We start from the raw sequence: 24,551 nt of genomic DNA on the forward strand, positions 1-24,551 counted from the left end.
TCAGCGCCCGTTTTTTTGGTTTTACACCCGCTGCACATCATCGTTGGTTTCGCGCTGTTCATCTTCCTGCTCATCCTGATCCAGCACGTTATACGCCACCGCACAGAACAAGGAATTCAGACGTTTCATGTCGCCCAGCAGGCCGAGATGCAGCGAACTGGTTTCAATGCTCTGCACGTTATGCTGATGCAAACGGTCAACGTGCGCATGGGCGTAACGGCGGTCGAGAATGCGGAAACGGTGTTTCGAGCGGCGCAGGCGGCGCGCACTGGTCAGGTCATTTGACAGGAAAACCCCCAGACTCAGACGCAGGTTATCCAGCAGTTTTTCATGTAAGGCTTCCAGTTCCACCAGTCCTTCCGGCGAGAATGCCCGGCGTGTGGCGTGGGATTTGGCGGTGATATCGCCGGTCATCCGTTCGATAATGTCACCGGCCTGTTCCAGGTTCAGCGCCATTTCGATAATTTCAGCCCAGCGGCGGGAATCATCTTCGCCCAGCCCTTCTTTGTTGATTTGCGCCAGATACAGTTTGATGGCGGTATACAGCACATCAACGTCATCGTCGAGACGCCGTACTTCGCGATCCTGCGCCAGTTTACCGTGCATCACTTCGCGGTTGAGGATCAGCATATGCTCGACCACATCGCCCATGCGCAGGGTTTCGCGGGCGGCATTGGCCAGCGCCAGCGTCGGCGTATCAATCGCACTGACGTCCAGATGGCGCGGGCGCAAACGCGGATCGTCTTCCGGCACATCGGCAATCATCAGCTGGCAAATCTTCGCCATCGGCGCGGTCAGCGGCACCATCGCCAGACAGCGGATCAGGTTGTAGAACATGTGAAAATAAATCACCAGTTCTTCATCCGGAATGCCAAGACGCGACAGTTGCGTGGATAACGGCCCGACAAACGGCAGCACAATCACAAGACCAATCAGTTTAAACAGCGTACTGCCGAGCGCCACGCGACGACCGGCGGCGTTCATTTTGCTGGCATTGATCATCGCCAGCAGGCCGCTGCCGAGGTTGGCCCCGATCACCAGACACAGTGACACTTTGAGGGAAATCACGCCGGTGGCCGCGAGCGTTGCCGTCAGCAGAACCGCCGCCAGACTGGAATAACTGATGATGGCAAACACTGCGCCGGTCAGGGCATCAAGCAGCACATCACCGGTCAGGGAAGAGAACAACACTTTCACACCGGACGCCTGCATGATCGGCGTTGCTGCGCCAACGATCAGCTCCAGCGCCAGTAAAATCAGACCCAGCCCGATCCCGACGCGCCCCATTTGTCCGGCGCGGGTTTGTTTACGGCTGAGGAAGAAGGCCACGCCGACGAAAATCAGCAGCGGAGAAAGCCAGGAGAGATCAAACGTCAGGATACGCGCCATCACGGCGGTCCCGACATCTGCACCGAGAATAATCACCAGCGCAGGTGCCAGCGCCACCAGCCCCTGAGACACAAACGACGTGACCAGCAGCGCGGTGGCATTACTGCTTTGCACCAGCGCAGTCACGCCAATGCCCGCCACAAAAGCCAGCGGTTTTTTCTCGACGCTGTTACTCAGAACGCGGCGCAGATTGGCGCCAAAAACACGCATGATGCCGGTACGCACGATGTGCGTACCCCATACGAGCAAAGAAATAGCAGACAACAGATGCAAAAGGGTTAACACGAAAGAACGGCTCCATTAACGCCAGGCATAGACCGGCCATCCTGCCTGCCGGGCGTGCTGGAGCAGGATGGCGTCCGGATTCACTGCCACGGGCTGGCCCACGCGGGTCAGCAACGGCAGATCATTATGAGAATCCGAATAAAAACGGGCGTGTTGTAACAGGGATTCGTCCTGATTGATGAGATGCAGCAACCGCGACACTTTTCCCTCGCGATAGGTCATCGTCCCCTGCGTGGCACCGGTAAAGCGCCCGTCTTTCATTTCAACACCGATGGCCAGCGTTTCTTCCACACCGAGGAAACGGGCAATCGGCTGCACCAGATGCTCACCGGAGGCGGAAATAATCACCGTCCGGTCGCCCTGCGCGCGATGTGCTGCGAGGCATTCACGCGCCTGCGCATAAATACGCGGGGCAATCACATCCTCGATATAACTGGCGACCATCGTCGCCACGTCATCTTCACGGCGGCCAATCAGCGGCACCAGGGTACAGCGCATGTACTCCTGCATATCCATCTGACCTGCCGCATATTGTTGCATCAGGGCGGCATCCTGTTGCAGAAAAGCCTGCTCATCCGCCACCCAACCTTTCGCGACCATATAGGCTGACCACAAACTCGAACAGTCGCCGCTAATCAGGGTTTCATCGAGATCAAACAGCGCCAGTTTCATGCAACTTCCCGTAACGTAACAAGATCTAACTGTAGACCAATATCGCTGCCATCAGCGCGAAGTGAGGCCACAGAGCGGTTTAAGACATCCACAGACAGCTCCACACCGTGCGCTGAAACGCGATAACGCACGACGTTGCCGAGCAGGCTGTGGCTGAGAATTTTAGCCGGAATGCCTTCAATCAGATCACATATCGTGACCGACTCGGGACGGATGGCAACGCGCCCGGTGTAACGAATGCCGGTCAGCGCCATCGCCTGTTCAGGGCTGAGCAGGTTGTAGCTGCCGATAAAACCCGCCGCAAAGGCATCCACCGGTTCAGTATACAGGGTTTCGGCGTCGGCATTTTGGACGATTTGCCCTTTGTTCATCAGCACGATGCGGTCAGACATGGTCAGCGCTTCTTCCTGATCGTGGGTCACAAAAATCGCCGTCAGGTTCATTTCGCGCTGAATACGGCGGATTTGCTCACGCAAATGCTTGCGGATACGGGCATCCAGCGCGGACAGCGGTTCATCGAGCAACAACAGGCGCGGCTGCGTCACCAGTGAACGGGCCAGCGCCACACGCTGACACTGACCGCCGGAAAGCTGATGCGGATAACGTCTGGCGTAATCGTTCATTTCCACCAGTTCCAGCACTTCCGCGACGCGGCGTTGCAACTCTGAGGCCGGGATTTTTTGCATTTTCAAACCAAAGGCGACATTGGCTTCCACTGTCATATTCGGAAACAGCGCATAGCTCTGGAAGACCATGCCGATACCGCGCTGTTGTGGCGGCAGCGGCACGATATCCTGTCCCTGAATCAGAATTTTTCCGCTGTCGACAGAGGTCAGCCCCGCCAGACAGCGCAGCAGCGTGGATTTCCCGCAGCCGCTTGGTCCCAGCAACGTGACGAATTCGCCCTCTTCTGCCGAGAAATCGATGTTGTTGAAAATCTGCGTCGGACCGTAAGACTTGTTGAGTTGAGTGACCTGCAAATACGACATAATCAGCGCGTTCCTTTGTTCAGCACGTTCGCCACCCAGGTGAAAATCAGGACGACCATGAAATAGGAGATGACCAATGCGCTGGTGAAATGGCCACTGCCATTGCGCATGTTATAGAGGTAAACCTGAACCGTTTCATAACGGCTGCCCGCCAGCAGATTGGCGAACACAAATTCCCCGATCAGGAAAGAAAACGACAGCAGGATGGCGATCATCCCGCCTTTGCGTAAGTTGGGCAAAACCACCAGCAGCGCCGCTTTCCAGGTACTGGCACCGAGCAGATGCGCCGCATCCATCAGGTCGCGCAGGTTGATCGCCTGCATGTTGTTGGAAATGGCGCGATAGATAAACGGCAAGGCGATGGTGAAGTAACACCCGATCAGGATCCACGGCGTACCGGTCAGCGCGAGAGGTTCCGCAGAATACAACTGCATCAGCCCCACCGATGACACCACCGGCGGCACGGCGAACGGCAGCAAAATCAGGATGTTCATCAGCGCATCGAGCTTTGGGAAATAGTAAGCAATCACAAACATCAGAGGCAGGATCAGCACCAGCGAGAGGAAAAGCGTGCCGAAACACACCAGCAGCGAGTGCCAGAGCGCGATCAGGAAACGCGGATCACTCCATAATTCCACCAGCCATTTGAGGGTAAACCCGCTGGGCAAAATGGTGGCGCCCCATTCCAGCACCAGCGCATACACCAGCGTCGCCAGCAACGGCAACATCAGGACAATCAGTAAAACCCAGATCACCACACGGTGGTAAATCGCTTCAGACCGCGACATTTTACGTTCCTTTTCTTTCCGTCAGCCGCGCTGACTGAGATAACTTTTACGCAATAACCACTGATGGATCAGCGTGATAAAGGCCATCAGCACCACCAGTAACATTGCCAGCGCACTGCCCATATTCGGGTCGAGGGAGATATCCCCTGAGACCAGCGCCGCGATGCGCACCGGCACCACGTTGAAGTTGCCGGTGGTCAGCGCATACACCGTGGCATACGCGCCCAGGGCGTTAGCCAGCAAAATCACGAAGGTACCGAGCAGCGCCGGGAACAGCACCGGAATGCCGATATGCCGCCAGTAACTCCAGCGCCCAGCGCCCAGCAACGCCGCCGATTCGCGCCAGTCTTCGCGTAATGCATCAAAAGCCGGATACAGCAGCAACACGCCGAGCGGGATCTGGAAATAGGTATAGAGCACAATCAGGCCGTCTTTCGAATACAGGTCGAAGTGTTCCATCAGGCCATATTTTCTCAGCAACAGTGTCAGACAACCGTTCAGCCCCAGCAGGATCACAAAGGCGAAGGCCAGCGGTACGCCCGCAAAGTTGCTGGTCATATTGGTAAACGACATCACAAAATCATGCAGCTTTGTCGGGCCTAACTGACGAAGTGAGTAACTGCCCACTAACGCGATAAGCAAACCGTACAAACTCGACCAGATGGAAATATCCAGCGAGAAACGCATGGCCTGCAGATAAAAAGGAGACGTCAGAATGTCGCTGTAATTGCCCAGCCCCCAGGCCTCATAGGTTTCGCTGTAAAAGCTGCTCACCGCAATCCAGGCCAGCGGCGCCAGCTGAAAAGCGATGAAAAAAACCAGAAATGGCAGCATAAACAATGCTGCAATCCACTTAGCTTTCATCGGGTATCCTTTAAAAGTGACGGGGTTCAGGCCAGTAATGCCGGGCAATGTGGCTTGTCATGAGCAATATTCAGGATCTGACACAGAGTTCCGCACAGCTCGGTTTGCAGCGGCGCGGCCTCTTTAAAGCTGAATGCACTGCCGAAAACAAATAAAGGCACCTGACGCTCCTCCGGCAAAATACCGCCGTGGCTGCGGTCATCGTTCATGCCGTGGTCAGCGGTGACAATGACCTGATAACCCGCGTCCAGCCAGTCACCGAGATAGCACGACAGAATGCCATCCGCCGTCCGCGCTTTGTTGCGGTATTGCGGCGTCGACAGGCCGAATTTATGTCCGGCATCATCAATGTTCATCGGGTGGATCAGCAGGAAATCGGGATCATGACGACGTCGCAGGCTTTCGGCGTCATCGAAAAGATGCGAATCGGGATAGCCGTCGTCGTAATAAAAATGACCGTGCTGGATAGCCAGCGAGTCGTCGCTGGTATGGCGGTCGCGAGGGGGATCAAACGGCGTGCGGTTATACAACTCGCTGACCCAGTGATAGGCCGCAGCCGCCGTCGTCAGACCGGCGTCGCGGGCATAGTGAAAAATACTGCGTTGTGTTGATAACCGGTCAACGTGGTTATGAACAATGCCACTCATCACCGGCGTCACGCCGGTGAGAATACATTCATAAAGCGGCCGGGACAGCGAAGGCAATTCGCATTCCAGTTGATACAAGCGGCCGCGTCCTGCGGCACACTGCGCCTGTAAATAGCCCATTGCGTCTTTGGCGACCTGATAATTCAGGCCGTCCAGTACTACCAGAATGCTCTTCATCCACGTATGCCTTTCGTACAGGTGTTGTGATTAATCAATGCGTTCGCTGCCCGGTGTTTCTTATTTTTTTAGGTCATTACTGCTGCATATTGATCATGACGTTTTCCTGCCACAGGCGAGGCAAGGTTTTTGCGCTCTTATCCCAGGCAGCGGGATCGGCAATCGGGTGCGCATTTTTGTATTCACCGGATGGCAGGAGTTTGGCTTTTGCGTCGTCCGGCAGGGTGATGTGGTCCGCACGGATCGGACGGGCATAACCCTGCGCTAAGTTGATCTGACCGGCATCAGAGAAAATGTATTCACGCGCCAGTTTGGCGGCATTCGGGTGTTTGGCGAATTTGTTGATGATGGTGGTATAACCGGAAGTGATGGAGCCGTCAGAAGGGATCACCACGTCGAAGCGGGTCTTATCAATTTTGTCGCGATAGCTCAGACCGTTGAAGTCCCAGACCACACCAACCTGCACTTCACCTTTTTCCAGAGAAGCAATCACCGGGTTAGTCAGGCTCAGACGCCCTGCTTTCGCCAGTTTGCCGAAATATTCCAGACCCGGCTTGAGATCTTTTTCATTTCCGCCCATGGCGTAAGTGGCTGCCAGCACGCCGTTTGCGGCCTGCGCGGCGGTGCTCACATCACCGATTGTCACTTTGTATTTGCTCTTCAGCAGATCCGCCCAGCTGTGCGGCTCATCTTTAACCTGAGATTTATCAATGATGAACGCGATAGTGCCGGTGTAAGCGAGTGCCCACATACCGTCTTTATCTTTCGCCCAGTCTGGCACCTGATCCCAGGTAGTGGGTTTATAAGGCTGAGTCACGCCTTTTTGCACAGCAACCGGACCAAAGGCAGCACCCACGTCACCAATATCGGCGCTGGCATTGTCTTTCTCTGCCAGGAACTTTGCGATTTCCTGAGCAGAGCTCATGTCGGTATCGCTGTGCTTGAGGCCATATTTAGTGCTCAGATCAGCCCAGGTGGCTTTCCAGTTCGCCCAGTCATCAGGCATACCGACACTGTTTACCGTTCCTTCGGCTTGCGCCGCTTTCAGGAGTTCAGCAGGAGGTTCAGCGGCAAATGCCGATGAAGCGGAGAAGACAAGTGCGCTGGTTAACACAGAAGCGAACAACTGTTTCATAACGGAAGCTCCGGATGGTAGTGTGTGTGAAGTGCTGGTCTAGTCCAGCAAGAACCAAGCCAATCTAACGATCAATTGTGATAATTATATGTCAGCGCGAAAAAGCAGCAGTTTTAAGCTTCCAGCTGTTAACAGGCGCACATTATTTACGCGATAAAGAGTCGGATTGGTGCAAAAACGCACTGAAATGAGGCTTGCTGTCCGATGAGTGAAGCGCAGACCACCCTTGCCGTTATCTGCAAGGCATTGAGCGAAAGCATTGCAGCCGGGGCATTTTCTGCCGAGGGAAGGCTGCCTTCTGAGCGCGCGTTAAGTGAACAATTTTCTACTACCCGGATCACGTTACGGGAAGCCTTGAGCCAGCTTGAGGCACAGGGGCTGATTTACCGGGAAGTGCGCCGTGGCTGGTTTGTCTCCCCGCCGCGCATTATCTATAACCCGTTGCAAAGAAGTCACTTTCACGCCATGGCGAAAGATCAGGGCCGCAGCGCCCAGACCGAAGTGATTGATGCGAAGCACTGCATTGCTGGCCGTGCGGTGTGTCTGAAATTACTGTTACCGCCGGACAGCGAGGTGATTTGCATCCGCCGGTTGCGGTATATCGACAACCGCCCGGTACTGTATGTCGAACACTATCTCAATCCATTGTATTTTCAGGGGATTCTCGACGCTGATCTCACGGTATCCCTGACAGATTTGTATGCATCTCGTTATGATATTCATTACGGGCGGGTACGGTTCGATATGGTGCCGACATTGCTGACCGGCGAGGCTTCACACGCGCTGCGCGTGGCGTCAGGCAGTCCGGCTCTGTTTATCACACGGACCAACCGCGACCAGCACGATCGGGTCATCGACTGTGATCTGGAATACTGGCGCTATGACGCTCTGCACATCGATGTGGAAGTGAGTTGATTTCAGGAAGAAGGCAAAGGGAAGATGAAAACCGGAAGAAGGTTCAGGAAAGCATGTCGGAATCCGTGAAAACAGGCAGATCGTAAAGACGCCGTAAAATCATCCCTGATGGCTCGAACCGCGCCATCCATGGCGCGGACGCTTTACTCTTCTGCCTGTTTTCACCTCCGGAGCCCGGAGGCTTAAGGTTTCACTGTTACCTGACATGCCCGTGAATTCACGGGCATTGAAAAGGTTAGTCGGCGTCGTAGCCCAGATTTGGCGCCAGCCAGCGTTCCACTTCAGCGACCGGCATATTTTTACGCGCGGCGTAATCCTCCACCTGATCACGCTGAATCTGCGCCACGGCGAAATATTTGCTGTCAGGATGACTGAAATACCAGCCTGATACCGCCGCGCCCGGCCACATGGCGAATGACTCGGTCAGTTGCATACCGGTGTTGGCTTCGACATCCAGCAGCTTCCAGATTTGCCCTTTTTCGGTATGTTCAGGACAGGCCGGATAGCCCGGAGCCGGACGTATCCCCTGATAATTTTCGCGGATCAGGTCTTCGTTACTCAGGTTCTCGTTAGCCGCAAAACCCCAGTACACCTTACGCACTTTTTCATGCAGGTATTCCGCGAACGCTTCTGCCAGACGATCAGCCAGCGCCTTGATCATGATCTTGTTGTAATCATCATGCTGCTTGTCATACGCCTCGGCCAGCGCGTCTTCTTCCAGCCCGCCGGTGACGGCAAACGCGCCCAGATAATCTTTTTTGCCGCTGGATTTCGGTGCGACAAAGTCAGCCAGACAGTAGTTGGCAAAATCCGTTTTTTCGGTTTGCTGACGCAGATGATGACTGACGACCAGCACGTCCTGACGGCGTTCGTCGCTGTAGATTTCGATGTCGTCGCCCTTGCGGTTTGCCGGGAACAGGCCGACCACACCGCGCGGATTCAGCAATTTCTCTGTGGAAAGCTTATCCAGCAGGTCATTGGCATCTTTGAACAGGCGCTTCGCTTCTTCGCCGACCACGTCGTCTTCCAGGATGCGCGGATATTTCCCGGCCAGCGACCAGGTCATAAAGAACGGCGTCCAGTCGATGTAGTTACGCAGCGTTTCAATGCTGGCTTCAACTTTCTGGATACCCAGACGATGCGCCACTGGCGGCGTGTAATCGTCCCAGTCAATCACGGTGGCGTTGTCGCGGGCCACTTCAAGGCTGACTGGCGGTGTGCGGGGTTTTTTACGGCCGTGCTGGATACGCACGGTGTCGTACTCTTTGCGCGTGCGTTCGATAAACGCGTCACGCTGATCTTTTGACAGCAACGCAGAGACCACGCCGACAGAACGCGAGGCGTTTTGCACATAGCAGGTTGCGCCACTGTAATTTTGTTCGATTTTAACTGCGGTGTGCGCTTTCGATGTAGTCGCGCCACCAATCAGCAACGGCATGGTGAAGCCGCGGCGTTCCATCTCTTTCGCCACGTTGACCATTTCGTCGAGCGACGGCGTAATCAGCCCGGAAAGCCCGATGATATCGACATTTTCTTCAATGGCGGTTTTCAGAATTTTGTCGGTCGGCACCATCACGCCGAGATCAATAATCTCGTAGTTATTACATTGCAGTACCACGCCGACAATGTTTTTGCCGATGTCATGCACATCGCCTTTTACCGTGGCGAGCAGGATTTTACCGTTGGTCTGGCCCTTCTCCTTACTGGCCTCAATGTATGGCTCAAGATAGGCCACTGCCTGTTTCATGACGCGTGCGGATTTCACCACCTGTGGCAGGAACATTTTACCAGCACCAAACAGGTCGCCGACGACGTTCATGCCGTCCATCAGCGGACCTTCAATCACTTCAATAGGACGCGCGGCCAGCTGACGGCACTCTTCCGTATCCAGCTCGATAAATTCAGTGATGCCTTTGACCAGCGAGTATTCGAGGCGTTTTTTGACTTCCCAGCTGCGCCATTCCGCCTGCTGCTTATTCGCTTCGCCATCGTCCTTGCTGCCCCGGTATTTTTCTGCCAGTTCCAGCAGACGCTCGGTACCATCGTCGCGGCGGTTGAGGATCACATCTTCAACGGCGTCGCGCAGTTCGGCCGGTAAGTCATCATAAATCGCCAGCTGCCCGGCGTTGACGATGCCCATATCCATACCGTTACGGATGGCGTGATACAGGAACACGGCGTGGATGGCTTCACGTACGGGTTCGTTACCACGGAATGAGAAGGAAACATTGGAAACACCGCCCGAAATCAGCGCGTGTGGCAACTCTGCTTTGATATCGGCGCAGGCTTCGATGAAATCGACGGCGTAGTTGTTATGCTCTTCAATGCCGGTGGCGACTGCGAAAATATTCGGGTCGAAAATGATGTCTTCCGGCGGAAAGCCGACTTTTTCCGTCAGCAGTTTGTAGGCACGACGACAGATTTCAATTTTGCGGGCGCGGGTGTCTGCCTGTCCGGTTTCATCGAACGCCATGACCACCATGGCCGCGCCGTAACGGCGCACCATACGGGCATGGTGCAGGAAGGCTTCCTCGCCTTCTTTCATGGAAATCGAGTTAACAATCCCTTTGCCCTGAATGCATTTCAGGCCTTTTTCGATGACATCCCATTTGGAGGAGTCAATCATGATCGGCACACGGGCGATATCCGGCTCACCGGCAATCAGGTTGAGGAAACGCACCATCGCCGCTTCGGCGTCGAGCATCCCTTCATCCATGTTGATGTCGATGATCTGCGCGCCACTTTCCACCTGCTGACGGGCTACGGCCAGAGCTTCCGCATACTTCTCTTCTTTAATCAGTCGCTTGAAACGTGCCGACCCGGTGACGTTGGTACGTTCGCCGACGTTGACGAACAAGGTTTGCGGGTCGATGGTCAGCGGTTCAAGACCTGCCAGCCGGCAGGCAACGGGAAGAGTTGGCAACACACGAGGCGGAACGCCTTCTACGGCTTTTACCATCGCCGCGATATGCGCAGGCGTGGTGCCACAACAGCCACCGACAATATTCAGAAAGCCCGAGCGCGCCCATTCGGCAATGTGCCCGGCCATTTCTTTGGCGTCCAGATCGTATTCACCAAAGGCATTCGGTAAACCGGCGTTCGGGTGAGCGGTCACGTAGCATTCTGCAATGCGTGATAATTCAGCGACATATTGACGTAGTTCATCCGGCCCCAGGGCGCAGTTCAGGCCAAAAGTCAGGGGCTTAACGTGGCGCAGGGAGTTATAAAAGGCTTCGGTGGTCTGCCCCGACAATGTACGGCCGGAGGCATCGGTAATGGTGCCGGAAACCATCACCGGCAGCACGATGCCCATCGCTTCGAATTCACTTTCTACCGCGAACGTCGCGGCTTTGGCATTGAGGGTGTCGAAGACGGTTTCGATCATGATCAGATCCGCACCGCCTTCGATCAGCGCGCGGGTCGATTCACGGTAAGCTTCGACCAGTTGATCGAAAGACACATTACGGAAGGCCGGATCGTTAACATCAGGCGAGATCGACGCCGTACGGTTGGTCGGGCCTAATACCCCGGCGACGTAACGTGGTTTATCCGGCGTGCGTGCGGTCCACTCATCGGCACACTGACGCGCCAGACGTGCGGCTTCGTAGTTAATTTCCGCCGACAGCGATTCCATATGGTAGTCAGCCATGGCAATCGTGGTGGAGTTAAAAGTGTTGGTTTCGAGGATATCCGCGCCAGCAGCAAGATAACCGTTGTGGATCTCGATGATCACTTCCGGTCTGGAAAGCACCAGAAGATCGTTATTGCCTTTCAGATCGCTTTCCCAGTCAGCAAAACGTTCGCCACGGTAATCTTCTTCTTCCAGACGATAGCTTTGGATCATGGTGCCCATGCCGCCGTCCAGAACCAAAATGCGCTGTGCCAGTTGCTTATGTAGCGCCTCAACTCGATTAGTCACTTTCACCTCATCACCCATCACGCACACCCGGCAAATTGTTCGTTCATACGCCGGAAATTATGGTCAACATCCTAGCATACCTTCCTCAGCCAAAAGCCCGCACCGACGTGAGACTTTTTCAATTCGGGAAGACATCCCGCAAATGCGATGCAACACATCGGATGAGCGCAAAGGCAGGTTGCGATCCATACTGTAAAAACGAAAACCAATTCCAAAAATGACTTTTCTTCGCCAGCTTTTGGCGCATCTTACAAGGAACAGGCTCATGGCAACGTCCGTCTCAGCTCCGGCCAAACGTACTAAGAAAACCAAAGCCGTTGCCGCCACCAGCAGCGCCGCTACCGGGCAGGTTCAGTCCCTGACACGTGGCCTGAAATTGCTGGAATATATCGCGGAAGCCCAGGGCAGCGTGGCGCTGACCGATCTGGCTCAGCAGGCAGGATTACCCAATTCCACCACGCACCGTTTGCTGACGACCATGCAGCAGCAGGGGTTTGTTCGTCAGGTGGGCGATTTAGGCTTGTGGACCATTGGCTCGCATGCGTTTGTGGTCGGCAGCAGCTTCCTGCAGAGCCGCAATTTACTGGCAATGGTGCATCCGATGTTGCGCCGCCTGATGGAAGAATCCGGCGAAACGGTCAATCTGGCGGTGCTGGATCACAGTGACTATCAGGCGATCATCATCGATCAAGTGCAGTGCAATGCCCTGATGCGCATGTCCGCACCGATTGGTGGCAAATTGCCGATGCATGCATCGGGGGCAGGTAAAGCGTTTCTTTCGACGCTGCCGGAAGAACGTCTGGCAAAACTGCTGCATAAGATTGGCTTGCACAGCTATACGCCGCTGACGAAAACCTCTCCGGCAAACCTGAAACAGGAGCTGGCGGATACACGCAAGCGCGGCTATGCCTTTGATGATGAGGAACATGCGCTGGGTTTGCGCTGTGTGGCGACCTGCATTTACGACGAGCATAACGATGCGTATGCGGCGATTTCTATCTCGGGTCCGGTTTCGCGGATCACCGATGACCGCGTGACCGAGCTGGGCGCGCTGGTGATCCACGCAGCAAAAGAAATTACGCAGGCTTACGGCGGCGGGAAACACTGAAAGAAAGACGACAATCCCGCCGGAGTGTGGCGGGATGATGAAGCGTTTTAACGGCGGCAGAAACGCTGAGAGCGGCGATAAGCAAAGACATCTTCAACGTGCCCTTCGCGGATGCGTTGTTGCAAATTACGCCAGTAAGCGGCGCAAAACAGGTCATCGTGTAATGCTTCAAAGATCTGGCCCAGACGTTTGTCACTGCATAAGAAATGCCGGAACTCCTCCGGGAAAACGTCGCCGGGTGCGATGCTGTACCAGGGTTCGCTGGCCAGTTCATCTTCAGGATATCGCGGTGCGGGAATGTCGCGGAAGTTTACTTCGGTCATGTAACAGATTTCATCGTAGTCATAAAACACCACGCGGCCATGACGGGTAACGCCAAAATTCTTAAACAACATATCGCCGGGGAAGATGTTCGCTGCTGCCAGCTGTTTAATCGCGTTGCCATATTCCTCAATCACGTCATGAAGTTGCGCGTCACTGGCCTGTTCCAGATATAAATTCAGCGGCGTCATACGCCGTTCGATGTACAGATGTCTGAGCGCAATAGTGTCCCCCAGATCTTCGATTTTAGCGGGGACTTCGCACTGAAGCTCTGCCATTAGTTCCGGGCTGATGTTTTTCTTCGGCAAAACAAAGTGCTCAAACTCCTGGGTATCGGCCATCCGCCCGACGCGATCGTGTTCTTTCACCAGTTGATAGCAGGCCATGACCTGAGCTTCAGTCACTTCTTTTTGCGGGGCAAAATTATCCTTTATCACTTTGAACACCCGGTCACTGCCGGGCAGGGTAAATACCAGCATCACCATGCCTTTGACGCCCGGCGCAATAATAAAAGGCTGGTCGGTTTGTGCCATAAAGCGCAGGTGCTCACGGTAACATTCTGTTTTTGCGTGCTTCTGGCAACCGATCGCGCTGTAAAGTTCAGCGGTAGTTTTGGCCGGTAAAATCTCACGCAACCATTCCACCAGCGCGCCAGGCTGCGGGGCATACACCATGAAATACGAGCGGGCGAAGCCGAAAACAATGCTGGCGTCGTTGCTCTCAGTCAGACAGGCATCCACAAATAACTGATTCTGATGGCTGAGATGCACCGGTAATAACAGTGGGAATACCTGTGAACCGGCCCTGATTTTGCCGATGATCCACGCGGCTTTATTGCGATAGAAAATCTCGGTCGCGATCTCAATATCCGCATCCGCCAGCCACGTCGCAGAAAAGCGTTGCTGTAAGGCAGTCGCAATATAATCCACATCGCGATTCGCATCTTCCCACGCAAAACGCACCGGAAGGTCGCCCAGCACTTTTGCCAGCGTGACGATAAGCGTTCCGTTAACCGGATACCGCCGTGACAGAGGACGTGCGCAATGATGCGGCCGCAGGGAGGATTGTTCACTGAAAATAAAGAGTTTATCCGCCGTCAGATCCCTGTGTTTAAAAATCCGGCAATAGACTGAATTAAAGAAACTTTCTGCAATTTCAGCACGGGGATAGTCAGGCAGCAGGCCGGAGTAACATTCCTTTATACGGACCAGAAACGCGGCATCATAAAAGTGCTGGCCGGTGATGCATTTAAGCTGCGCGACAACCAGCCCGACATGGTGGTCATACAGATGAATACGCTGTTTCATCGCCGCCTGCACGGCAGGCCAGTCAGCATTTTCAAAGCGTTGCTGGGCGCCTGCCGTCACCTCAAGAAAACGGCCATACTGTGCGTCAAATCCCTGCAAAATGGTCTGCGCAATCAACAGCTCTATACGCATAGCGGCAGCTCCATGAGGAAAAGACCCGGCTTTCACCGGGCCTGCCGGGGATCAGTGTGACGTGGAGGAAAACTGCTGTTCTTCGGTCGAGCCGGTGAGCGCGGTAACCGAGGAACGCCCGCCCTGAATGATGGTGGTGACTTTGTCGAAATAGCCGGTTCCGACTTCCTGCTGGTGGGATGCAAAAGTGTAGCCGCGACCGATGGCGGCAAATTCCGGCTCCTGCACTTTTTCGACGTAGTGCTTCATCCCCTCACCCTGCGCATAAGCATGGGCAAGATCGAACATGTTGAACCACATGCTGTGAATGCCCGCCAGCGTGATGAACTGGTACTGATAGCCCATCGCAGCCAGCTGATCCTGGAAACTGGCAATAGTCTGATCGTCGAGATTTTTCTTCCAGTTAAACGATGGCGAGCAGTTATATGCCAGCAGTTTGCCCGGGAATTTGGCGTGAATAGCCTCGGCGAAACGCTGCGCCAGTTTGAGATCAGGCGTCGAGGTTTCGCACCACACGACGTCGGCATACGGGGCATACGCCAGCCCGCGGCTGATGGCCTGCTCAATCCCGGCGTGTGTCCGGTAGAAACCTTCGTGCGTTCTTTCACCGGTAATAAACTGGCTGTCATACGGGTCGCAGTCTGACGTCAGTAAATCAGCGGCATCCGCATCGGTACGCGCCACCAGCAACGTCGGTACACCCAGCACGTCGGCGGCGAGCCGCGCCGATACCAGTTTCTGGACGGCTTCCTGTGTGGGTACCAGAACTTTGCCCCCCATATGTCCGCACTTCTTCACGGCAGCAAGCTGATCTTCAAAGTGAACGGCTGCGGCACCGGCTTCAATCATCGATTTCATCAGCTCAAAAGCATTGAGCACGCCGCCAAAACCCGCTTCTGCATCAGCCACGATCGGCAGGAAATAATCGGTATAGCCCGGCTGACCCGGTTCAATGTTATTGGCCCACTGAATCTGATCCGCGCGGCGGAAAGTGTTGTTAATCCGCGCCACCACTTCAGGCACCGAATTCACCGGATATAAAGACTGGTCGGGGTACATACTCGAAGCCGTATTCGCATCGGCAGCCACCTGCCAGCCGGAAAGATAAATGGCCTCAATACCGGCTTTCGCCTGCTGCAATGCCTGTCCGCCAGTCAGTGCGCCCAGACAATTGACATACCCTTTACGCGAGGCCCCGTGCAGCAGATTCCACAGACGGGCGGCACCGTGCTGTGCCAGTGTGCATTCGGGATTGACCGAGCCGCGCAGGCTGATCACTTCTGCCGCCGTGTAAGGTCGGGTGATATTTTTCCAGCGTGGCTGGTTCCAGGTTTCTTCAAGCTGCTGAATTTGCTGAGTACGGGTCGTTTTCATGGCAAATGCTCCGGTCTTTTTATGTGTAGGGTAAGAAGGATCAGGCCAGCAGCTGATAGCCCGGCAGTGTCAGGAAGTCGATGAGCTCATCCTGCGTGGTGATTTTTTCCATCAGCGCAGCCGCTTGTGTGAAGCGTCCTGCGCTGAAACGTTGTTCGCCCAGTTCCTGCCGGATGACCAGCATTTCTTCATTCAGCATGCGGCGGAATAAGGGTTTGGTTACGGGTTGTCCGTCGCTGAGCGTTTTGCCGTGGTGGATCCATTGCCAGATCGACGTACGGGAGATTTCAGCCGTGGCGGCATCTTCCATCAAACCGTAAATCGGAACGCAGCCGTTTCCTGAAATCCAGGCCTCGATGTATTGCACCGCAACGCGGATATTGGCGCGCATGCCCTCTTCGGTGCGCTCACCAGCACAAGGTTCAAGCAACTGCTCTGCGGTGATTTCAGTGTCTTCTTCACGTAACACGTCCAGCTGATTTGATCGGCTGCCCAGCGCATTATCGAATGCTTCCAGCACCGTATCGGCCAGCCCCGGGTGCGCAATCCAGGTGCCGTCATGGCCGTTACTTGCCTCCAGCTCTTTGTCTGTGCGGACTTTGTTCAGTACCCATTCGTTACGCTTAACATCTTTACTGGGGATAAATGCCGCCATGCCACCCATCGCAAATGCGCCACGGCGATGGCAGGTTTTAATCAGCAGCCGCGAGTACGCACTGAGGAAGGGTTGCGTCATGGTCACAGACTGGCGATCGGGTAATACGCGATCAGCATGATTTTTTAATGTTTTGATATAGCTGAAGATGTAATCCCAGCGGCCACAGTTCAGGCCGACGATATGATCACGCAGGTGATAAAGAATTTCGTCCATCTGGAATACAGCGGGCAGGGTTTCAATCAGCACGGTCGCTTTGATTGTGCCACGGGATAATCCTGCATAATCTTCAGCAAAACTGAAGACCTGACTCCACCAGTCGGCCTCGTGACAGGACTGCATTTTGGGCAGATAGAAATAGGGACCGCTGCCTTTTGCCAGCAAAGCGCGATAGTTGTGGAAGAAGTACAACGCGAAATCGAACAGCGAACCGGGAATCGCCTCTCCCTGCCAGTTCACATGTTTTTCAGGTAAGTGCAGGCCACGGACACGGCACACCAAAACGGCCGGGTTAGGTTTGAGCTGATAAATTTTTCCGGATTCGTTGGTGTAGCTGATCGTCCCGTTTACCGCATCGCGTAAGTTGATCTGCCCTTCAATCACTTTCTGCCAGTCTGGAGCCAGAGAATCCTCAAAGTCCGCCATGAAGACTTTTACATTGGCATTGAGCGCATTGATGACCATCTTACGTTCGACAGGCCCGGTAATTTCTACCCGTCGATCCAGCAGATCAGCCGGGATGCCTCGTATTTTCCAGTCTGCATTTTTAATGGAATGCGTTTCCGAAATAAAATCCGGTAATGTACCCTGATCTATCTTCTGCTGGACGGCAATACGATCGGCCAGTAAACGGTTACGCAGTGGGGTAAAACGCACAACCAGCTCGGACAAGAAATCTACGGCTTCTTCAGTCAGAATCTGTGCCTCGTTTTCACCAAAACGGCGCGTAAAGCCAAGCTGACTGCGGGTAATTTGCTCTGACATCGCTCTTCTCCTGATTTATCTGCCTAATCTGCCAGACCGCCTCACTGAACAGATGCTGTTACGGTCGAAAACTCACCCGAGACGCACTCATTATTTTGAGGCGATTTTCCTCTGGTCATTTATTGCCCGATAGAGTTAAGCGTAATCAGGAATTCAATAAAATCAAAAACGATTTCCATTTTATTTTTTAAATTAAAAAGTTCCATTTTTAATCAATAAGATAAGAAGGAATAAATTTTCCATAAAATGGTAACGGATTTCGCATTTGAGAAATAAGAGATGAAGGATTGCGGCTGAGAGAAAAGAATCGTAGGGAAAGAAAGATAAGCAGACGACCGGGGAGATCGTCTGCAGAAAACGGAAAGAGGATTTACTCGAGTGTGGGATTCATCTGGCGCAGATCAAACGGTGTGATCTGATAAACGTAATAGTTCAGCCAGTTAGTGAACAGCAAGTGTCCGTGGCTACGCCAGGTCGCTTTGGGTGCCAGTTCGGCGTTATCCTGCGGGAAATAGTTGTACGGCATTTCAGGCGACAAACCGGCAGCCACGTCCCGCAAATACTCTCCGGCCAGTGTCCCTGCATCATATTCAGGGTGTCCGGTCACGAAAGCCATCCGCTTATCCTTTGTGGCAAAGAGATAGGCACCGGCCTCCTCGGATTCAGCGAAAATATCCAGATCTGTATGCTGGCGAAGCACATCTGCCGGGAAGTCTGCATAGCGCGAATGCGGTGCCAGGAAAGATTCATCAAAGCCACGGGTCAGTAACGCCAGCGGTTGCAGCGTCTGATGAGGATACACACCTGATAACTTCGCTTCACGGGTCATTTTAGGCAGGCCGTAAAGCACATTCAGCGCAGCCTGTACCGCCCAGCAAACAAACAGCGTTGATGTCACGTGTTCTTTCGCCCAGTGAATAACCCGTTCAATTTCAGGCCAGTACGCCACATCGCAAAAATCAACCAATCCCAGGGGCGCGCCGGTGACAATCAGGCCATCGTAGTTGTCATGCTGAATATCTTCAAAGTCACAATAGAAGTTATTGAGGTGCTCGGCGGGGGTGTTTTTAGATTCGCGACTATCAATACGCAGCAGCTGCACATCAATTTGCAGAGGAGAGTTGGAAAGCAGTCGTAAAAACTGATTTTCAGTCTCAATTTTCTTCGGCATCAGGTTAAGAACCAGCACCTTAAGGGGACGGATCTCCTGTGTTTTCGCGCGTGATGATGTCATGACAAAGACGTTCTCATTGCGCAGGAAATTCACGGCTGGTAATTCGTCTGGTACCCGGATCGGCATAACAACTTCCTCACTGCATCCATTTATACGTTTAGACTTCTAGATAGCCGAAGATAACGGGTTTTAATCAAGATGTCGAGCCTGCATGCAGTAAGTGAAAATGTTTCAGCTTCAGTTATTAATTTAGAGGGTTTAGTTATATAGGATCGGGAAAAAGAGTTGGTGAGCGATAAGGAGGATACTTCTGAACACTGAATTTCGCAGCTAATAGAGCAATAAGCGAACATAATTACCCAAATTTCCCATAGCAAAAAGCCCTGTACGTCAGTACAGGGCTTTCCACTTATTTGATGCCTGGCAGTTCCCTACTCTCGCATGGGGAGACCCCACACTACCATCGGCGCTACGGCGTTTCACTTCTGAGTTCGGCATGGGGTCAGGTGGGACCACCGCGCTACTGCCGCCAGGCAAATTCTGTTTCATTCATACCGCATCGTGTCATGAGTTCTCACCACACACCGCCATACGAACCAATCTCGGAACAATCAGCTGAAAATCTACTTCAAAGTCTCTGCCAAAACACCTTTGGTGTTGTAAGGTTAAGCCTCTCGGGTCATTAGTACTGGTTAGCTCAATGCATCGCTGCACTTACACACCCAGCCTATCAACGTCTTAGTCTTAAACGTCCCTTCAGGTGGCTTAAAGCCACAGGGAAGACTCATCTCGAGGCAAGTTTCGCGCTTAGATGCTTTCAGCGCTTATCTTTTCCGCATTTAGCTACCGGGCAATGCCATTGGCATGACAACCCGAACACCAGTGATGCGTCCACTCCGGTCCTCTCGTACTAGGAGCAGCCCCTCTCAATCTTCCAACGCCCACGGCAGATAGGGACCGAACTGTCTCACGACGTTCTAAACCCAGCTCGCGTACCACTTTAAATGGCGAACAGCCATACCCTTGGGACCTACTTCAGCCCCAGGATGTGATGAGCCGACATCGAGGTGCCAAACACCGCCGTCGATATGAACTCTTGGGCGGTATCAGCCTGTTATCCCCGGAGTACCTTTTATCCGTTGAGCGATGGCCCTTCCATTCAGAACCACCGGATCACTATGACTACTTTCGTACCTGCTCGAGCCGTCACTCTCGCAGTCAAGCTAGCTTATGCCATTGCACTAACCTCACGATGTCCGACCGTGATTAGCTAACCTTCGTGCTCCTCCGTTACTCTTTAGGAGGAGACCGCCCCAGTCAAACTACCCACCAGACACTGTCCTCACCCCAGATTATGGGGCCGAGTTAGAACATCAAACATTAAAGGGTGGTATTTCAAGGTTGGCTCCACGCAGACTGGCGTCCACGCTTCAAAGCCTCCCACCTATCCTACACATCAAGGCTCAATGTTCAGTGTCAAGCTATAGTAAAGGTTCACGGGGTCTTTCCGTCTTGCCGCGGGTACACTGCATCTTCACAGCGAGTTCAATTTCACTGAGTCTCGGGTGGAGACAGCCTGGCCATCATTACGCCATTCGTGCAGGTCGGAACTTACCCGACAAGGAATTTCGCTACCTTAGGACCGTTATAGTTACGGCCGCCGTTTACCGGGGCTTCGATCAAGAGCTTCTCCTTACGGATAACCCCATCAATTAACCTTCCGGCACCGGGCAGGCGTCACACCGTATACGTCCACTTTCGTGTTTGCACAGTGCTGTGTTTTTATTAAACAGTTGCAGCCAGCTGGTATCTTCGACTGGCTTCAGCTCCGGGAGCAAGTCCTTCACCTACGCGCCAGCGTGCCTTCTCCCGAAGTTACGGCACCATTTTGCCTAGTTCCTTCACCCGAGTTCTCTCAAGCGCCTGAGTATTCTCTACCTGACCACCTGTGTCGGTTTGGGGTACGATTTCGTGTTACCTGGAGCTTAGAGGCTTTTCCTGGAAGCTTGGCATCAACTACTTCACCACCGTAGTGGCTCGTTATCACGCCTCAGGGTTAAAGTAATCCGGATTTACCAGGACTACACCTACACGCTTGAACCGGGACAACCGTCGCCCGGCTAGCCTAGCCTTCTCCGTCCCCCTTCGCAGTAACACCAAGTGCTGGAATATTAACCAGCTTCCCATCGACTACGCTTTTCAGCCTCGCCTTAGGGTCGACTCACCCTGCCCCGATTAACGTTGGACAGGAACCCTTGGTCTTCCGGCGTGCGGGTTTTTCACCCGCATTATCGTTACTTATGTCAGCATTCGCACTTCTGATACCTCCAGCAAACCTCACAGTTCACCTTCGACGGCTTACAGAACGCTCCCCTACCCAACAACGCATAAGCGTCGCTGCCGCAGCTTCGGTGCATGGTTTAGCCCGTTACATCTTCCGCGCAGGCCGACTCGACCAGTGAGCTATTACGCTTTCTTTAAATGATGGCTGCTTCTAAGCCAACATCCTGGCTGTCTATGCCTTCCCACATCGTTTCCCACTTAACCATGACTTTGGGACCTTAGCTGGCGGTCTGGGTTGTTTCCCTCTTCACGACGGACGTTAGCACCCGCCGTGTGTCTCCCGTGATAACATTCTTCGGTATTCGTAGTTTGCATCGAGTTGGTAAGCCGGGATGGCCCCCTAGTCGAAACAGTGCTCTACCCCCGAAGATGAGTTCACGAGGCGCTACCTAAATAGCTTTCGGGAGAACCAGCTATCTCCCGGTTTGATTGGCCTTTCACCCCCAGCCACAAGTCATCCGCTAATTTTTCAACATTAGTCGGTTCGGTCCTCCAGTTAGTGTTACCCAACCTTCAACCTGCCCATGGCTAGATCACCGGGTTTCGGGTCTATACCTTGCAACTTGACGCCCAGTTAAGACTCGGTTTCCTACGGCTCCCTATACGGTTAACCTTGCTACAAAATATAAGTCGCTGACCCATTATACAAAGGTACGCAGTCACCCAACAAAGTAGGCTCCCACTGCTTGTACGTACACGGTTTCAGGTTCTATTTCACTCCCCTCGCCGGGGTTCTTTCGCCTTTCCCTCACGGTACTGGTTCACTATCGGTCAGTCAGGAGTATTTAGCCTTGGAGGATGGTCCCCCCATATTCAGACAGGATGTCACGTGTCCCGCCCTACTCATCGAACTCACAACGTATGCATTTTTGTGTACGGGACTATCACCCTATACTGTGCGACTTTCCAGACGCTTCCACTAACACATACCCTGATTCAGGTTCTGGGCTCTTCCCCGTTCGCTCGCCGCTACTGGGGGAATCTCGGTTGATTTCTTTTCCTCGGGGTACTTAGATGTTTCAGTTCCCCCGGTTCGCCTCATTACACTATGTATTCATGTAATGATAATGTGTCGAAACACACTGGGTTTCCCCATTCGGGTATCGTCGGGTATAACGGTTCATATCACCTTACCGACGCTTTTCGCAGATTAGCACGCCCTTCATCGCCTCTGACTGCCTAGGCATCCACCGTGTACGCTTAGTCGCTTAACCTCACAACCCGAAGGTGTCTTAAAAGACATCATCGCGCTGCGATTATTTGAGAGACTCTGTTACAGACTAATCCACCACTCAGTACTTCTACGGAGAGTGATGTTCAGCTGTAAACTTTCAATTTTCAGCTTGTTCCAGATTGTTAAAGAGCAAAATACTTCGCAGCATACTGTTTCCAATACACTCTGAAGTATTATTTAGGGGCTGTACGGTAATGGTGGAGCTAAGCGGGATCGAACCGCTGACCTCCTGCGTGCAAGGCAGGCGCTCTCCCAGCTGAGCTATAGCCCCATACAGTCACTTACAGATACCTTAATCACTAACACATCAGGAAGATGAGTTAGCCAATTTGTTCTCAGGCAAGGCGGAGTTCATACGACGTTTGCAACCGCAAACGAGTGTGACGACAACGCACATGAGGACGAATTGGTAGGCCTGAGTGGACTTGAACCACCGACCTCACCCTTATCAGGGGTGCGCTCTAACCACCTGAGCTACAAGCCTATTAAGGTATTTCTGCTCGTTACTTTCTATCAGACAATCTGTGTGGACACTGCACAATGCGTATCTTTAGGTAAGGAGGTGATCCAACCGCAGGTTCCCCTACGGTTACCTTGTTACGACTTCACCCCAGTCATGAATCACAAAGTGGTAAGCGCCCTCCCGAAGGTTAAGCTACCTACTTCTTTTGCAACCCACTCCCATGGTGTGACGGGCGGTGTGTACAAGGCCCGGGAACGTATTCACCGTAGCATTCTGATCTACGATTACTAGCGATTCCGACTTCATGGAGTCGAGTTGCAGACTCCAATCCGGACTACGACATACTTTATGAGGTCCGCTTGCTCTCGCGAGTTCGCTTCTCTTTGTATATGCCATTGTAGCACGTGTGTAGCCCTACTGGGGGCCATGATGACTTGACGTCATCCCCACCTTCCTCCGGTTTATCACCGGCAGTCTCCTTTGAGTTCCCACCATTACGTGCTGGCAACAAAGGATAAGGGTTGCGCTCGTTGCGGACTTAACCCAACATTTCACAACACGAGCTGACGACAGCCATGCAGCACCTGTCTCAGAGTTCCCGAAGGCACTAAGCTATCTCTAGCGAATTCTCTGGATGTCAAGAGTAGGTAAGGTTCTTCGCGTTGCATCGAATTAAACCACATGCTCCACCGCTTGTGCGGGCCCCCGTCAATTCATTTGAGTTTTAACCTTGCGGCCGTACTCCCAGGCGGTCGACTTAACGCGTTAGCTCCGGAAGCCACGCCTCAAGGGCACAACCTCCAAGTCGACATCGTTTACAGCGTGGACTACCAGGGTATCTAATCCTGTTTGCTCCCACGCTTTCGCACCTGAGCGTCAGTCTTTGTCCAGGGGCCGCCTTCGCCACCGGTATTCCTCCAGATCTCTACGCATTTCACCGCTACACCTGGAATTCTACCCCTCTACAAGACTCTAGCTTGCCAGTTTCAAATGCAGTTCCCAAGTTAAGCTCGGGATTTCACATCTGACTTAACAAACCGCCTGCGTGCGCTTTACGCCCAGTAATTCCGATTAACGCTTGCACCCTCCGTATTACCGCGGCTGCTGGCACGGAGTTAGCCGGTGCTTCTTCTGCGAGTAACGTCAATGTTCAGTGCTATTAACACTGAACCCTTCCTCCTCGCTGAAAGTGCTTTACAACCCTAAGGCCTTCTTCACACACGCGGCATGGCTGCATCAGGCTTGCGCCCATTGTGCAATATTCCCCACTGCTGCCTCCCGTAGGAGTCTGGACCGTGTCTCAGTTCCAGTGTGGCTGGTCATCCTCTCAGACCAGCTAGGGATCGTCGCCTAGGTGAGCCATTACCTCACCTACTAGCTAATCCCATCTGGGCACATCCGATGGCGTGAGGCCCGAAGGTCCCCCACTTTGCTCTTTCGAGGTCATGCGGTATTAGCTACCGTTTCCAGTAGTTATCCCCCTCCATCAGGCAGTTTCCCAGACATTACTCACCCGTCCGCCGCTCGCCGGCAAAGTAGCAAGCTACTTCCCGCTGCCGCTCGACTTGCATGTGTTAGGCCTGCCGCCAGCGTTCAATCTGAGCCATGATCAAACTCTTCAATTAAAAGTTCGATTTGCTTCAACAAGTGAAGCGGTGCTCAAAGATTACTTCGTA

14 protein-coding genes, 2 tRNA genes and 3 rRNA genes are annotated in these 24,551 nt (G+C 53.4%); 2 read left to right on the forward strand and 17 right to left on the reverse strand.

Annotation, left to right across the window (positions count from 1 at the left end):
* Nucleotides 1-21: 21 nt before the first annotated feature.
* From J9880_RS05975 to J9880_RS06005, 7 genes are all read right to left on the reverse strand, one after another.
* Nucleotides 22-1,674, reverse strand: coding sequence for a Na/Pi cotransporter family protein (locus tag J9880_RS05975; protein WP_095924313.1), 1,653 nt, complete (start codon nucleotides 1,672-1,674; stop codon nucleotides 22-24).
* A gap of 15 nt (nucleotides 1,675-1,689) precedes the next feature.
* On the reverse strand, nucleotides 1,690-2,346 hold the full coding sequence (locus J9880_RS05980; protein WP_095924312.1) for an HAD family hydrolase: 657 nt from the start codon (nucleotides 2,344-2,346) through the stop codon (nucleotides 1,690-1,692).
* Nucleotides 2,343-3,335 (reverse strand): ABC transporter ATP-binding protein, encoded by a 993-nt coding sequence (locus tag J9880_RS05985; protein ID WP_095924311.1) that lies wholly within the window; start codon nucleotides 3,333-3,335, stop codon nucleotides 2,343-2,345. Before J9880_RS05985 ends, J9880_RS05980 begins: the two co-directional genes overlap by 4 nt.
* A 2-nt stretch (nucleotides 3,336-3,337) precedes the next feature.
* On the reverse strand, nucleotides 3,338-4,123 hold the full coding sequence (locus J9880_RS05990; RefSeq protein ID WP_131694010.1) for an ABC transporter permease: 786 nt from the start codon (nucleotides 4,121-4,123) through the stop codon (nucleotides 3,338-3,340).
* Nucleotides 4,124-4,144: 21 nt separating this feature from the next.
* The gene (locus tag J9880_RS05995) at nucleotides 4,145-4,987 is read right to left on the reverse strand and encodes an ABC transporter permease (protein ID WP_095924309.1); all 843 of its coding nucleotides are present in this window, start codon (nucleotides 4,985-4,987) and stop codon (nucleotides 4,145-4,147) included.
* 26 nt (nucleotides 4,988-5,013) lie between these two features.
* Nucleotides 5,014-5,811 (reverse strand): alkaline phosphatase family protein, encoded by a 798-nt coding sequence (locus J9880_RS06000; protein WP_232770211.1) that lies wholly within the window; start codon nucleotides 5,809-5,811, stop codon nucleotides 5,014-5,016.
* A gap of 76 nt (nucleotides 5,812-5,887) precedes the next feature.
* The gene (locus J9880_RS06005) at nucleotides 5,888-6,946 is read right to left on the reverse strand and encodes an ABC transporter substrate-binding protein (RefSeq protein ID WP_095924307.1); all 1,059 of its coding nucleotides are present in this window, start codon (nucleotides 6,944-6,946) and stop codon (nucleotides 5,888-5,890) included.
* Nucleotides 6,947-7,150: 204 nt separating this feature from the next.
* Here J9880_RS06005 and J9880_RS06010 point away from each other — a divergent pair, with 204 nt between their 5' ends.
* Nucleotides 7,151-7,861 carry a UTRA domain-containing protein gene (locus tag J9880_RS06010; protein WP_232770212.1) on the forward strand — a complete coding sequence of 237 codons (711 nt, stop codon included), beginning with the start codon at nucleotides 7,151-7,153 and terminating at the stop codon, nucleotides 7,859-7,861.
* 235 nt (nucleotides 7,862-8,096) lie between these two features.
* On the opposite strand, the gene metH is transcribed toward J9880_RS06010, so the two are convergent.
* Nucleotides 8,097-11,798: a methionine synthase gene (metH, locus tag J9880_RS06015; RefSeq protein WP_133823662.1), complete on the reverse strand. Its 3,702-nt coding sequence runs from the start codon at nucleotides 11,796-11,798 to the stop codon at nucleotides 8,097-8,099.
* 247 nt (nucleotides 11,799-12,045) lie between these two features.
* On the opposite strand from metH, the gene iclR reads away from it, so the two are divergent.
* Nucleotides 12,046-12,888, forward strand: a complete 843-nt coding sequence (gene iclR / locus J9880_RS06020; protein WP_232770213.1) for a glyoxylate bypass operon transcriptional repressor IclR — start codon at nucleotides 12,046-12,048, stop codon at nucleotides 12,886-12,888.
* Between the two features lie 47 nt (nucleotides 12,889-12,935).
* Here the strand turns inward: iclR and aceK are convergent, their stop codons facing one another.
* The 9 genes from aceK to J9880_RS06065 form a co-directional block, all read right to left on the reverse strand.
* Nucleotides 12,936-14,648 carry a bifunctional isocitrate dehydrogenase kinase/phosphatase gene (gene aceK, locus J9880_RS06025; protein WP_232770214.1) on the reverse strand — a complete coding sequence of 571 codons (1,713 nt, stop codon included), beginning with the start codon at nucleotides 14,646-14,648 and terminating at the stop codon, nucleotides 12,936-12,938.
* 51 nt (nucleotides 14,649-14,699) lie between these two features.
* Nucleotides 14,700-16,022, reverse strand: a complete 1,323-nt coding sequence (gene aceA / locus J9880_RS06030) for an isocitrate lyase (protein ID WP_095924302.1) — start codon at nucleotides 16,020-16,022, stop codon at nucleotides 14,700-14,702.
* Between the two features lie 40 nt (nucleotides 16,023-16,062).
* On the reverse strand, nucleotides 16,063-17,661 hold the full coding sequence (gene aceB, locus J9880_RS06035) for a malate synthase A (protein WP_232770215.1): 1,599 nt from the start codon (nucleotides 17,659-17,661) through the stop codon (nucleotides 16,063-16,065).
* Between the two features lie 370 nt (nucleotides 17,662-18,031).
* Nucleotides 18,032-18,961, reverse strand: coding sequence for a homoserine O-acetyltransferase MetA (gene metA / locus J9880_RS06040; protein WP_095924300.1), 930 nt, complete (start codon nucleotides 18,959-18,961; stop codon nucleotides 18,032-18,034).
* A 292-nt stretch (nucleotides 18,962-19,253) separates the two neighbouring features.
* Nucleotides 19,254-19,369: ribosomal RNA gene (gene rrf / locus J9880_RS06045) — 5S ribosomal RNA — on the reverse strand.
* A gap of 127 nt (nucleotides 19,370-19,496) precedes the next feature.
* Nucleotides 19,497-22,392: ribosomal RNA gene (locus tag J9880_RS06050) — 23S ribosomal RNA — on the reverse strand.
* A gap of 215 nt (nucleotides 22,393-22,607) precedes the next feature.
* Nucleotides 22,608-22,683: transfer RNA gene (locus J9880_RS06055), tRNA-Ala, on the reverse strand.
* A 136-nt stretch (nucleotides 22,684-22,819) separates the two neighbouring features.
* A tRNA-Ile gene (locus J9880_RS06060) sits at nucleotides 22,820-22,896 on the reverse strand.
* A 71-nt stretch (nucleotides 22,897-22,967) separates the two neighbouring features.
* Nucleotides 22,968-24,500, reverse strand: a 16S ribosomal RNA gene (locus J9880_RS06065).
* The 16S, 23S and 5S rRNA genes sit together here with 2 tRNA genes alongside, the layout of an rRNA operon.
* Nucleotides 24,501-24,551: the final 51 nt, after the last annotated feature.

The organism is Rahnella victoriana, assembly GCF_021276285.1.
GTDB classification, from domain to species: domain Bacteria; phylum Pseudomonadota; class Gammaproteobacteria; order Enterobacterales; family Enterobacteriaceae; genus Rahnella; species Rahnella victoriana.